At 73.9% G+C, this 12,073-nt stretch carries 9 protein-coding genes, 2 tRNA genes and 1 pseudogene; 6 read left to right on the plus strand and 6 right to left on the minus strand.

Annotation, left to right across the window (positions count from 1 at the left end; genetic code table 11):
• The first annotated feature begins 6 nt into the window (after nt 1-6).
• Nucleotides 7-231: a sulfurtransferase TusA family protein gene (locus V2J63_RS10340; protein WP_331230958.1), complete on the plus strand. Its 225-nt coding sequence runs from the start codon at nt 7-9 to the stop codon at nt 229-231.
• Nucleotides 232-463: 232 nt separating this feature from the next.
• Here the strand turns inward: V2J63_RS10340 and V2J63_RS10345 are convergent.
• The 5 genes and pseudogenes from V2J63_RS10345 to V2J63_RS10365 all read right to left on the minus strand — a co-directional run bounded on the left by V2J63_RS10345 (nt 464) and on the right by V2J63_RS10365 (nt 4,009).
• Nucleotides 464-539 (minus strand) — tRNA-His (locus tag V2J63_RS10345).
• 259 nt (nt 540-798) lie between these two features.
• A pseudogene (gene orn / locus V2J63_RS10350) lies at nt 799-1,419 on the minus strand (oligoribonuclease); the annotation flags it as partial.
• Between the two features lie 17 nt (nt 1,420-1,436).
• Nucleotides 1,437-2,432 (minus strand): DMT family transporter, encoded by a 996-nt coding sequence (locus V2J63_RS10355; protein WP_331230959.1) that lies wholly within the window; start codon nt 2,430-2,432, stop codon nt 1,437-1,439.
• A complete protein-coding gene (locus tag V2J63_RS10360) occupies nt 2,429-3,898 on the minus strand; it encodes an MFS transporter (protein WP_331230960.1) in 1,470 nt (489 codons plus the stop codon). Before V2J63_RS10360 ends, V2J63_RS10355 begins: the two co-directional genes overlap by 4 nt.
• A gap of 38 nt (nt 3,899-3,936) precedes the next feature.
• Nucleotides 3,937-4,009 (minus strand) — tRNA-Arg (locus tag V2J63_RS10365).
• 187 nt (nt 4,010-4,196) lie between these two features.
• Between V2J63_RS10365 and V2J63_RS10370 the strand changes: the two genes are divergently transcribed.
• The 5 genes from V2J63_RS10370 to V2J63_RS10390 all read left to right on the plus strand — a co-directional run bounded on the left by V2J63_RS10370 (nt 4,197) and on the right by V2J63_RS10390 (nt 10,579).
• Nucleotides 4,197-5,912, plus strand: a complete 1,716-nt coding sequence (locus tag V2J63_RS10370; RefSeq protein WP_331230961.1) for a hypothetical protein — start codon at nt 4,197-4,199, stop codon at nt 5,910-5,912.
• Between the two features lie 83 nt (nt 5,913-5,995).
• Nucleotides 5,996-7,492 carry a GTPase gene (locus V2J63_RS10375; RefSeq protein ID WP_331230962.1) on the plus strand — a complete coding sequence of 499 codons (1,497 nt, stop codon included), beginning with the start codon at nt 5,996-5,998 and terminating at the stop codon, nt 7,490-7,492.
• Nucleotides 7,493-7,651: 159 nt separating this feature from the next.
• On the plus strand, nt 7,652-8,185 hold the full coding sequence (locus V2J63_RS10380; RefSeq protein ID WP_331230963.1) for a single-stranded DNA-binding protein: 534 nt from the start codon (nt 7,652-7,654) through the stop codon (nt 8,183-8,185).
• A gap of 149 nt (nt 8,186-8,334) precedes the next feature.
• Complete coding sequence (gene ettA / locus V2J63_RS10385; protein WP_331230964.1) at nt 8,335-10,017, plus strand: energy-dependent translational throttle protein EttA; 1,683 nt, start codon at nt 8,335-8,337, stop codon at nt 10,015-10,017.
• 13 nt (nt 10,018-10,030) lie between these two features.
• The gene (locus tag V2J63_RS10390; RefSeq protein WP_331230965.1) at nt 10,031-10,579 is read left to right on the plus strand and encodes an acyl-CoA thioesterase; all 549 of its coding nucleotides are present in this window, start codon (nt 10,031-10,033) and stop codon (nt 10,577-10,579) included.
• A 367-nt stretch (nt 10,580-10,946) separates the two neighbouring features.
• Here V2J63_RS10390 and V2J63_RS10395 read toward each other — a convergent pair whose 3' ends face one another.
• Nucleotides 10,947-11,960, minus strand: coding sequence for a DNA topoisomerase IB (locus tag V2J63_RS10395; protein ID WP_331230966.1), 1,014 nt, complete (start codon nt 11,958-11,960; stop codon nt 10,947-10,949).
• Nucleotides 11,961-12,073: the final 113 nt, after the last annotated feature.

A 12,073-nucleotide genomic window follows, 5' to 3' on the forward strand; every position in this document is an offset into this window, starting at 1 on the left:
TCTCCCATGCCCGTGACCCTCGAGACCAACGGCCAGGTCTGCCCGTTCCCGCTCGTCGAGGCCAAGCAGGCCATCGCCTCCCTCGAGAGCGGTGACCACCTCACCATCAACTTCGACTGCACCCAGGCCACCGACGCCATCCCGCGGTGGGCCGCGGAGAACGGCTACCCGGTGACGCACTTCGACCGGCTCGGTGACGCCAGCTGGACGATCACCGTCGAGAAGCAGTAGGCGCGGCCGGAGGCCGCACAAGGACTACCCCAGGGGGGCGGGGTAGGGCGCGGGGCACGCGGGTCCGAGCGGACCGGCGTGCCCCGCGCTCGTGCGTCCGGGGTCGGCGCCAGCTCCGCTCGGGCGCCCCGGGGCGGGCCCGACCCACCCCTGTGCCGGTGCTCGGCGGCGTGCGGGAACGACAAGGCCCCCGGCTCGCGGTGTGTGCCGCGGGCCGGGGGCCTTCTCGTGCTGGGGTGAGTAACGGGGCTTGAACCCGCGACCTCCTGGACCACAACCAGGCGCTCTACCGACTGAGCTATACCCACCATGTGCGCGGTCGAGGCCCTCGCGAGCACTGACGTTGCAGTCGTTTAGTGTAGCCGCTCCCGCGGGTGCTCAGGACGGCGCGGAGGCCGACGGCGGGGTGTCCTGCGTCTCACCCCCGAAGGGGAGCCCGAACGCGGCGCCGCCCTGGCCGGCGCGCGAGGCCGCCCCGAGAGCCGCGAGGTCAGCGGCGACGTCGGCGGCCGCCGGCGTCGGGACCGTCGTGGCGCCGTCGGCCGTCTCGCCCATCCCGGCGAGGATCGCCGACGTCGGCTGCTTGGCCACGGCCTGGGCCGCCTTCTTCACCGTGGGGGAGTCCGGCCCGTCGCCCGCCGGGAAGAGCGCGGCCCGGTAGTAGCGCAGCTCGTCGATGCTCTCGAGGATGTCCGCCAGCGCGCGGTGCCCGCCGTTCTTCGCGGGGGAGTGGAAGTAGGCGCGTGGGTACCAGCGGCGCGCCAGCTCCTTGATCGAGGAGACGTCGATGATCCGGTAGTGCAGGTGCTCGACGAGCTCGGGCATGTCCCGGTGGAGGAACGTCCGGTCGGTGCCGACGGAGTTGCCCGCGAGGGGGGCCTTGCGCGGCTCCGGCACCCACGAGCGCACGTACTCGAGGACGAGCTCCTGCGCCCGCTCCATCGTCAGGCCGTCGGCCAGCTCGTTGATGAGGCCGGACGTCGTATGCATCTCCCGCACGACGTCGCCCATCCGCTCGACCGCGCCGGGCGGAGGAGCGATGACGAGGTCGATACCGGCGTCGACCGGACGGAGCTCGGAGTCGGTGATGACGACGGCGACCTCGACGAGGGCGTCGCTGGCGAGGTCGAGGCCCGTCATCTCGCAGTCGATCCAGACGATCGGGTCGTTCAAGGTGCGTGAGTTCACCTGTCCAGGGTAGGTGCTCAGCGGTCCCGCGTGTCCGGGGCGAGCCCGTCGGGGCGCGCCTGCCCGGCGCCGTGCTCGCCGACGGGGCCGGGCGGGGTCGCCCGCGGGCGGGGAGCCACGAGCCGGCCCTGGCTGACGAGGACGCCGAGGATGACGAGCACCGCACCGACGGGCTCGTTCCAGTGGAGCTCCTCACCGAGGACGAGGACGCCGAGCGCGACGCCGACGACCGGCGTGAGGTAGGTGACGGTCGAGGCCGGTGCCGCTCCCCAGGCGCGGATGATCGTCGTGTTCCAGACGTAGGCGAGCCCTGTGCCGACGGCGCCGAGGACGACGATGCTCGCCGTCACCGGGACCGTGAGCGCCACCGGCGTCGCGGCGACGGCGGGGGCGAGGACGAGCATGATGACGGCGGCGACGCCGACCTGGGAGGCGGCGATCGTCGTCGGGTCGTAGTCGTAGCCGCGCAGGATCCGGCGGTTGTAGACGAACGCCAGCCCGTAGCACGTGGTCGCGCCCAGGCAGGCGGCCTGCGCGAGGAGGACGTTCTCCCCGCGGTACCCGGCGAGCGCGGACCACGGTGCCGCGACGACGACGACGCCGGCTCCCGCGGCGAGCAGCCCGACGGTGCGGCGACGGGTGAGGCGCTCGTCCGGCAGGAGGGCGAGCCCGACGAGCAGGGTCGTGACCGGGGTGGTGGCGTTGTAGATGCTCGACAGCCCCGAGGGGATGTACTGCCCGGCCCAGGAGTACAGGAGGAACGGCGCCACGCACAGCACGATCGAGATCGCGGTGAGGTGGCCCCACACGGCCGCGCCCCGGGGCCACCGGCGGCGGGTGACGACCATGACGCCCGCGAGGGCGAGCGCGCCGCACACGAGGCGGCCGAGCGTGACCTGGGCGGGGGAGAGGCCGTCGAGGGCGACCTTGATGAGGAGGAAGCTCGAGCCCCAGATCAGCGCCAGCAGGGCGAACATGACGCCGATCGCTCGCGGGGACCGCTCGGCGCTCATCGGGCGGATCGGCCGTCGTCGTCCGGCGATGCTGCGCCGTCGTCATCCGGGGCGTCCGGGCCCTCGTCCCGGGGCGGGGCCGCGCCGCCGTCGTCCTCCTCGACGCGCATCCGGGAGAGCCGCGCGTACGTCTGGTCCCACCAGCGCGGGTAGACCGGGACGACGACGTCCTCCTGCCGGACCATCCGGTCGAGCACGCCGATGCGCACCGACAGCAGCGTGGCGACCATCGCGAGGGTGGAGGCGAGCGCGAGGACGGCGACCGACCCGATCGCCCACCGGTAGTCGCCGAGCGTCGGCGCGGCGGTGCCCGAGCGCGCGTCGAGGACGATGCCGACGAGGATCGCCGCGATCATCGCCCCGGCGAAGCCGCCGGAGTTGACGAGCCCGGTCGCCGTCGAGATCCGGGAGGGAGGGTTGTAGTCGCGCGCGATGTGGAATGCGACCTGCGACGCGGGGCCGCCGAGCGCCAGGACGATGAACGCCGTCGTGACGACGAACGGTGGTGGCCCGTCGCCCGGCCAGGCGACGAGCGAGACGACGGCGAGGATCCCGCCGACGGAGACCGTGACGGCGATGGGCATCCGCCACCCCGGGCGTCGGCCGGCGAAGGGCCCGATGAAGAAGCTCGCGGCGAGGGTGGCGACGACGTAGAGGGAGAGCTGACCCGCGGCCGCGGCGTTGCTGTAGCCGAGCGCCTCGGTGAGGAACGGGTAGCCCCACACGAGGGAGATGACACCGCCGGGGGTCATCGTCGCCTGGTGCGTCCAGAAGGCGAGGCGGGTCTCCTTGCGCCCCCAGGACGCGGCGACGTCCGCCAGCGCCCGGCGGCTCGTGCGCTCCGGTTGCTGCGCCGGTTCCCGCACCTCGCGGTACGGGGCCGCGATGGCGGGTCGCAGGAGGAGCAGGGCGTAGGCGACGGACGTCAGCCCGGTGATGGCGAACGTGCGGGTCCAGCCGTAGTCCTCGAGCGCGATGACGAGCGGGACTGTCGCCACGAGGTTGCCGGCCATGCCGAACAGGCCGGTCGCCGTCGTGAGGATGGCGTAGCGCCGGCGCGGGAACCACATCGCCGCGAGGCGCAGGACGGCGATGAAGACGGCGGCGTCGCCCATGCCGAGCAGGGCTCGGGCCGCGAGAGCGACGGGATACCCCGTGGCGAACGCGAAGGTCGTCTGGGCGACGCCGAGGACGAGCGTGGCGACAAGGAGGACGCGGCGGGGGCCCCAGCGGTCGATGGCGAGGCCGGCGGGGACCTGCATGGCCGCGTAGATGCCGAGCTGGACCATGACGAACGAGCCGAGCTCCGTGGCGGAGATGCCCAGGCGGTCGATCGCGTCGGGCCCGGCGACCCCGAGCGAGGCCCGGTGGAGGACGGCGAGGAAGTAGACGCACGCCCCGGCGAGCCACACCAGCCAGGACGAACGACGGGCGCGGTCATCGACGCGGGCGAAGGGGGCTCTCACGATGGGTCATCGTCTCACCAAGGGGCGATGCAAGCCTGTGCCCCCGGCAGGACTCGAACCTGCAACCTACGGATTAGAAGGCCGTTGCTCTATCCGTTGAGCTACGGGGGCCCGCGCACGGTGCGGACCCCGCAGCGGCGCTGGGGCCATTGTGTCAGGTCCGTCGCCGTCGGCGCTCGCCGCTCGGTGCGTGGTCAGGGCGTTCGACGAGCCCTGGCTGCGCCGACACGGGCGGTCGGAGCGCGCACGCGCGGCGCGCTTCTTTGGCGCCGGCGCCGCGGCAAGGCACCCTAGGGCGGTGACTGCCGTGCCCGAGACTCCCGCCGCCGTCGGCAGGCACCCTCGGCACGTCCGCGGGCGCTCACCGCTGCTCGACGTCGTCACGGACCTGCTCGCCGACGTCGAGGCGGTGCGCTTCCCGCTCGACCTCCCCGACGCGCCTGAGCTGCGCCGCCTGCGCGAGCGCGTCGAGACCCAGATCGGCGCCCACCTCCTGCCTCGCCTCAAGCATGAGGAGGGCCCGGCGGTCGTCGTCGTCGGCGGCTCGACCGGCGCCGGGAAGTCCACCCTCGTCAACAGCGTCATCACGAGCGAGGTCTCCACCGCGGGCGTCCTGCGCCCGACGACGACCCAACCGGTCCTCGCCGCGCGTCCCGAGGACTCCTGGCTTCTCGAGGACCATCCGCTCGCCGCGCTCGCGGACCTCGTCGAGGACGACGGCGTGCCGCGGGGCCTCGCTCTGCTCGACACCCCGGACGTCGACTCCGTCGACGAGACCAACCGCCGGCTCGCCGACGTCCTCCTCGAGACCGCGGACCTGTGGGTCTTCGTCACGACGGCGTCCCGCTACGGCGACGCCGTCCCGTGGCGGATCCTCACTCAGGCGCAGGAGCGGGGGACCTCCCTCGCCGTCGTCCTCAACCGCGTCCCCCGGCGCGTGCTGGCCGAGGTCCGCGCGGACCTCCTCGGCCGGCTCGACGGCCTCGGGCTCGGCTCGGCGCCGCTGTTCGTCATCGAGGACGTCGGCCCGCACGAGGGGCTGCTCCCCGAGTCCGCCATCGAGCCGCTGCGCACGTGGCTCACACTCGTCGGCGGGCGGAACACGGCGCGCGGCGTCGTCCGCCGCACGACGCAGGGGGCGTGGCGCGGCCTGCGGGAGGACCTCCTGCGCCTCGCCGACGGCGTGACGGCCCAGACGATCGCGGCGGGAAGCCTGCGGTCGCGTGCCGCGCATGCCGCCGAGGACCACGCGGAGGCGTTCACGCGGTCGCTCGCCGCCGGCGTCGCGGCCCAGGGGGCGCCGACAACCCGGTGGCTCTCGCTCGCCAGCACGGGCGGGCCGCTCGCCCCGCTGGTCGCCGGCACCGGCTCGCGCGTCCGCCGCGGGTGGCGCTCCGGCGCCTACCGCACCCGCTCGGCAGCGGCGGCCGGGATCGCCGCGGACGTCCGGGCCGCTCTCGTCACGCTCATCGCCGCCGCGGCGGGGGAGGCGGGCGCCGCCGTGCGCGCCGCCGGGAGCGAACCGGCCCTCGGCGGCCAGGTCCTCCTCGCCGCTTCGGCGGGGGTGACGGCGCCCGGCACTGCTGCCGCGACGGGTGCCCCCGGCACCGCAGGTGCCACCAGCACGTCCGCGGACGCACCCGGGACCGACGCCACCGCGCGGCAGGCACGCGCCCGCTCCGCCGTCGACCGGTGGGTCGCCCGGACCAAGGTGCTCACCCCCGAGCTCGCCGCCGGGAGCGCTCGTGACGCGCTCGATCACGCCGGCGTCGCGGCGCTCGCCCAGGCGGGTGCCGCCGGGCTCGACGGGGCTGCGCGAGCGCTCTCCTCGCTGCTCGGCCGCTCAGGCGTCGAGCTCGTCGAGCGTGCCCGCGCCGAGCTCATCGAGTACGCCGGCGCGGCCGTGCGGGCGGAGGCGGACCGCTTCGTCGAGCGACTCGACGAGCTCGACCTGCGCCCGGAGGCCGGCTCCGGGCTCCGGTTACGAGCGAGCGAACTGAGAGGGCACCTATGACGCACGTCGAACTCACCGAGCGCAGTGCCCCGACGTCCCCTGACAGGACGGAGGTGGCGCTCGAGCGAACCGAGAGGGCACCTATGACGCACGTCGAACCCGCCGAGCGCAGCGACCGGACGCCCGCCGACGGGACGGACTCGGCGCTCGCGGCCCGCGTCGCGCGCATCGAGGACGGCCTGGTCGCAGCTGGCGACCTCGTGGACCCCGCGCTCGCCGAGCGCGCCCGGGCGGACATGCGCACGGTCCATGACCGCCTCGCGCTCGGCGTGGACCGGACGGTCGTCGCGCTCGTCGGGGGCACGGGATCGGGGAAGTCCTCCCTCTTCAACGCGATCTCAGGCGTCACCTTCGCCGACGTCGGCGCGATCCGTCCGACGACGGACCGCGCCGCCGCGTGCGCGTGGTGCAGTGAGGCGGACGGACTCCTCGACTTCCTCGCGGTCGCTGAGCACCGGCGCATCGTCCGTGAGTGCCCGCCCGACGACGAGCGGGAGCGTGCCCTCTCCGGCCTCGTGCTGCTCGACATGCCCGACCACGACTCAGTCGCCGAGGAGCACTCGGCCCAGGTGGACCGGCTGCTCCCGCTCGTCGACATCCTCGTGTGGGTCGTCGACCCCCAGAAGTACGCGGACAACGCCCTGCACGAGCGGTACCTGCGCGCCCTCGCGAACCGGCAGGACGCCATGCTCGTCCTCGTCAACCAGGTCGACACGATCCCGGACGACAAGGTCGTCCCCGTCGCGGACGGTGTGCGTGCCCTCCTCGCCGCGGACGGCCTCGCCGACGTGGAGGTCCTGACGACGTCGGCGCTGACCGGGGAGGGCATCCACGAGCTGCGCGCGGTGCTCGCGCTCGCGGTTGCCCTCCCGTCGGTCTCGGCGCGGACGGCGCAGGCCGAGCTCGACGCCGTCGCCGGTCGCCTCCGGGGAGCGGTCGGGTCGGGCGAGCCCGGTCTCGGGGAGGACGCCGTCGACGGCGCAGCGCGTCAGCTCACCGTCGCGAGCGGGATCGACGCCGTCGAGCAGTCGATCCGCACGGCGGTCGCACGCCAGGGGGACAGCGCGCTCGCCGATCCCGAGGCGCCCGCGGTCGCCACGGTCGCGGGCGTGCGGGGGCGGTGGGTCGAGGAAGCCTCCGCCGGTCTCCCGGCCCGCTGGAGCGCCGGCATCGAGCAGGCGGTCGCGCCCGTCGAGCGGCTCGCGGCGGCGGCCACCGAGGCGGTCGCGGGCGTGGCGCTCCCGCCCACCCGCGTGCCCCGCGCCGCCGCACTGCGCTGGGCCGGGCTCGCCCTCGGGGTGCTCGGTCTGCTTGCCCTCGTCGTCCTCGCCGTCGGCGCGGCTGCCGAGTGGGACCTGCCGACGGCGGCGCTCCTCGGTGGGGGAGTCGGGGCCGTCGTCGCGGGCTCGGTGCTCGTCATCGCTGCGCGGTCGGTCCGGGGTGCTGCCGCCGAGCGTGCCGCCGGGGACTACCGCGCCGCCGTGACGCAGCGCCTGCGCATGGTGGTGCGCGCCGAGCTCGCCGCGCCCACCGACGCGTTCCACGCCCGCCACCGGCGCCTCCGCGAGGCCCTGGGCTGACCACTCCGCGGGCACCGCCCGCCCGCGCTTCCCGCACAGGAAGGTCCCTGGCCACCCCGTCCACAGGACGCCCGCGGTGGGCCGGGTGGCGTCGGGCCGGCGCGGCAGCGTGTCGCCCGACGCCGGCACCGGGCCGGCGCGGGAGTGGAGGAGCACGTCATGGACGTCAAGTCTCAGGTGACCGTCCGGGGCAATGTCGGCGCAACACCGACGCTCGTCATCAGCGAGCGCGGCACGAGGTACACGCGGTTCCGCATCGCCGTCACGCAGCGCGTCAAGGACGCGGCCACGGGGCAGTGGCGCGACGGGCGGACGGAGTGGTTCACGGTCAAGACCTGGTACGACCTGGCCGAGAACGTCGCGGCGTCGCTCGTCAAGGGCACCCCCGTCGTCGTCGTGGGCACCCTCGGCACCGACACGTGGACGCGCGACGGGCAGGAGCAGACGACCCTCGTCATCCACGCCGACGTCGTCGGGATCGATCTCAAGACCGGCACCGCGCACTTCTCCCGCGTCGTCCGGGGCGTTCGGCTCGAGGAGGAGGAGCCGCTCGGCCACGCGGACCCGGTACCGGGCACGGCGCCGGAAGCGGACGCGCCCGTCTGGGAGCTCCCGCCCGATGACGAGCCGGCCGGCGAGGAGTACGGCGACGAGCCGGAGGGCGCCGCACTGACCGGCGCGACGACGAGCTGAGCGCGCCGGGTCCTCGTGCTTCGGCGCCTTGCGCACCGCCCGGTGCGTGGGGTCGGACACAGTGCGGTCCAGCGGGCGGCAGGGTGTCCTACCCTGGGAGGTTGAACGGCCGAGGATTCTCGGCCGAACCCGATCGCACAGGGAGAGTTGTGGCCGAGTACATCTACTCGATGGTCAAGGCGCGCAAGGCGCACGGCGAGAAGGTCATCCTCGACGACGTCACGATGGCGTTCCTGCCCGGGGCAAAGATCGGCATGGTCGGCCCGAACGGTGCCGGTAAGTCGACGATCCTCAAGATCATGGCCGGTCTCGAGCAGGCGTCCAACGGGGAGGCGCGGCTGTCGCCGGGCTACTCCGTGGGGATCCTCCTCCAGGAGCCGCCGCTCAACGAGGAGAAGACCGTCCTCGGCAACGTCGAGGAAGGCGTCGCGGAGATCAAGGCCAAGCTCAACCGGTTCAACGAGATCGGTGAGCTCATGGCCGACCCGGACGCCGACTTCGACGCGCTCATGGCGGAGATGGGCACGCTCCAGACCGCCATCGACGCGGCGAACGCCTGGGACCTCGACGCCCAGCTCGAGCAGGCGATGGACGCCCTGCGCTGCCCGCCGCCGGACGCGGACGTCTCCGTCCTCTCCGGTGGTGAGCGCCGCCGCGTCGCGCTGTGCAAGCTCCTCCTCGAGGCACCGGACCTGCTCCTCCTCGACGAGCCGACGAACCACCTCGACGCCGAGAGCGTGCTCTGGCTCGAGCAGCACCTCGCCAAGTACCCCGGCGCCGTCATCGCCGTCACCCACGACCGGTACTTCCTCGACCACGTCGCGGAGTGGATCGCCGAGGTCGACCGCGGGCGCCTCTACCCCTACGAGGGCAACTACTCCACGTACCTGGAGAAGAAGCAGGCGCGCATGGCGGTCCAGGGCAAGAAGGACGCCAAGCTCGCCAAGCGCCTCAAGGACGAGCTCGAGTGGGTCCGTTCGAGCGCGAAGGGCCGTCAGGCCAAGTCGAAGGCGCGCCTGGCGCGCTACGAGGAGATGGCCACGGAGGCCGAGCGCACCCGCAAGCTCGACTTCGAGGAGATCCAGATCCCGCCGGGTCCGCGCCTGGGCTCGGTCGTCATCGACGCGAAGAACCTCAACAAGGGCTTCGACGGGCGCACGCTCATCGACGGCCTGTCCTTCACGCTGCCCCGCAACGGCATCGTCGGCGTCATCGGCCCGAACGGCGTCGGCAAGACGACGCTCTTCAAGACGATCGTCGGCCTCGAGCCGCTCGACGCCGGTGACCTCACGGTCGGCGAGACCGTGAAGATCTCCTACGTCGACCAGTCCCGCGGCGGCATCGACCCGAAGAAGACCCTGTGGGAGGTCGTCTCCGACGGGCTCGACTACATCCAGGTCGGCAACGTCGAGATGCCCTCGCGCGCGTACGTCGCGGCGTTCGGGTTCAAGGGCCCGGACCAGCAGAAGCCGGCCGGCGTCCTCTCCGGCGGTGAGCGCAACCGCCTCAACCTCGCGCTCACCCTCAAGCAGGGCGGGAACCTCCTCCTGCTCGACGAGCCCACGAACGACCTCGACGTCGAGACCCTCGGCTCCCTCGAGAACGCGCTGCTCGAGTTCCCGGGCTGCGCCGTCGTCGTCTCTCACGACCGGTGGTTCCTCGACCGCGTCGCGACGCACATCCTCGCCTGGGAGGGCACCGAGGAGAACCCGTCGAGCTGGTACTGGTTCGAGGGAAACTTCGCCTCCTACGAGGAGAACAAGACCGAGCGCCTCGGCGCGGACGCCGCGCGTCCGCACCGGGTCACGTACCGCAAGCTCACCCGCGACTGAGCGGGCGCCTGCCGTGGCACGACTGACCATCCCGGTCCAGCTCCGCTGGTCCGACATCGACGGGTACGGCCACGTCAACAACGCCGCGATGCTCACCCTCCTCGAGGAGGCGCGCATCGCGGCGTTCTGGGCGCCCCGGCCCGGGGATCCCGCGTCGCAGGACGAGGCTGCGGGGCAGTCCACGGCGGGCGAGCCCGGCACTGGTGGGCCTGTCGCCACGGAGCCTGGCACCGGCGACAGCGGCGGCAAGCTCCTCGACGCCGGCCCCGGGGCGGCCACCGCGACGTTCATCGCACACCAGGAGATCGAGTACCTCGCGCCGCTGCCGTACAGCCTGCAGCCCCTCCACGTGCAGATGTGGGTCGCCCGCATGGGCGGCGCGAGCATCGACGTCTGCTACGAGATCCCGGGTCCCGACGGCGTCGCCGCGCGCGCGATGACGACGATCGTCCTCGTCGACTCCGGCACCGGCCGCCCGCGCCGGCTCACCGACGACGAGCGCGCGGCCTGGGAGCCGCTCGTCGAGGAGCCCGTCTCCTTCCGGCGGCACCGGAACCGCTGACCGTGCGGGCGCGCGGTGCGACAACGGCGCCACGACGCCTCACGGGCAGGAGTGCGCCCCGTACGCGGCGGTCGTCGAGCCCGTGACGACGTCACCGTCGCGCGAGGCGTCGGCGGTCACCTCGAGCGAGCCTGCCTCGACCGCCGCCTGGCCGCGTCGTTGGTGACCCGGCCGCCCGTCCGTGGCGCCCGCCTGGTGCTCAGGTGCTCCACGCCTTTGTGAAGCACCTCACGCTATCCAGGGGCGCGGAAGAGTGTCAACGAACGCCGGTGACCGTCCCGGCAAGCGGACGGCGGCGCGACGACGGTGCCCGCGCAGGTGCCGTTGCCGCCCGGCCCCAGCGGTCCGGCGAGGCCCGGGCGACGTCTCAGGCGAGGAGCGCGAGCACCTCTCGCTCCACCGCGGCCCGCTCGGTGTCGGACATCGGGACCGGCTGCGCCGCGCGCTCGGCGAGCTCGCGCGGGACGGTCTCCCCGCGCTCGTACCGTTCGATGACCTGCGGGTCGATGTAGGAGGCGCGGCACACGGTGGGGGTGTTGCCGAGGTTCTCGGACACCTCGACGACGGCGGCGCGCACCACCTTGGCGCGCTTGCGGGCGGAGGAGGCGTGCTCGGCACGCCCGAGGGCGAGCGCCGCGAGGACGGTGCCGTGCCACGTACGGAAGTCCTTCGCGCTCGAGTCGGGACCGAGGAGCTCCTTGACGTGGGCGTTGATGTCCCCGCTCGTGATGTCGAACCACTGGCGTGAGCGGCGGTAGGCGAGCAGCTCCTCGCCCCCGCCCCGGCGGCGCCGGAGGGTGGCGATGGGGGCGCGCAGGTCCGCGTCCGCCTCGAGGACGAGCTGGCGGCGCTGGCCGGACTTGGCGATGTAGTCGAACTCGATGGTGCCGTCCCGGCGGATCCGGACGTGCTCCTTACGGATCGTGGCGAGGCCGAAGCTGCCGTTCTGCTCCGTGTACGCCTCGCTCCCCACCCGGAAGAACCCCCGGTCGAGGAGGGTGAACGCCACGGCGAGCGCCTTCTCGCGGGGCATGCCGGGGCGGGTCAGGTCGACCGCGGCGCGCTCGCGGGCAGCCGGGAGCGCCCCGGCCATCGCGAGGACGTGCTCGTGCTTGGCGCGGTCGCGCCGCTCCCGCCAGGCCGGATGGTAGAGGTACTGGCGCCGGCCGGCGTCGTCCGTGCCGACCGCCTGGATGTGGCCGTTCGGGACGGGGCAGATCCACACCTCGCGCCACGCGGGCGGGATGACGAGCGACTTGCAGCGCTCGAGCACCTCGGGGTCGTCGATGCGCCGCCCCGTCGCGTCGAGGTAGACGAACCCCTTGCCCGCCCGCCGCCGGGTCAACCCCGGGGAGTCGACGCTCACCCTGCGCAACCTCATCCGATCATCCTCACGGGCACAGTCTGCGAGGCGCTGCGCCACCGCGCTCGCCGAGCGGCCCGCGGGCGCGCACGATGGGGCCGTCGGGGACCGCCCGCGCGCCCCGTCGGGAG

Origin of the sequence: Georgenia wangjunii, assembly GCF_036421975.1 — a bacterium.
Classification (GTDB): Bacteria; Actinomycetota; Actinomycetes; order Actinomycetales; family Actinomycetaceae; genus Georgenia_A; species Georgenia_A wangjunii.

Excerpts from the sequence above, each read along its gene's own strand:
- V2J63_RS10340 (WP_331230958.1), top strand. The coding sequence starts at position 7 with ATGCCCGTGACCCTCGAGACCAACGGCCAGGTCTGCCCGTTCCCGCTC.
- V2J63_RS10355 (WP_331230959.1), bottom strand. The coding sequence starts at position 2,432 with ATGAGCGCCGAGCGGTCCCCGCGAGCGATCGGCGTCATGTTCGCCCTG.
- V2J63_RS10375 (WP_331230962.1), top strand. The coding sequence starts at position 5,996 with ATGACGCACGTCGAACCCGCCGAGCGCAGCGACCGGACGCCCGCCGAC.
- V2J63_RS10380 (WP_331230963.1), top strand. The coding sequence starts at position 7,652 with ATGGACGTCAAGTCTCAGGTGACCGTCCGGGGCAATGTCGGCGCAACA.
- V2J63_RS10395 (WP_331230966.1), bottom strand. The coding sequence starts at position 11,960 with ATGAGGTTGCGCAGGGTGAGCGTCGACTCCCCGGGGTTGACCCGGCGG.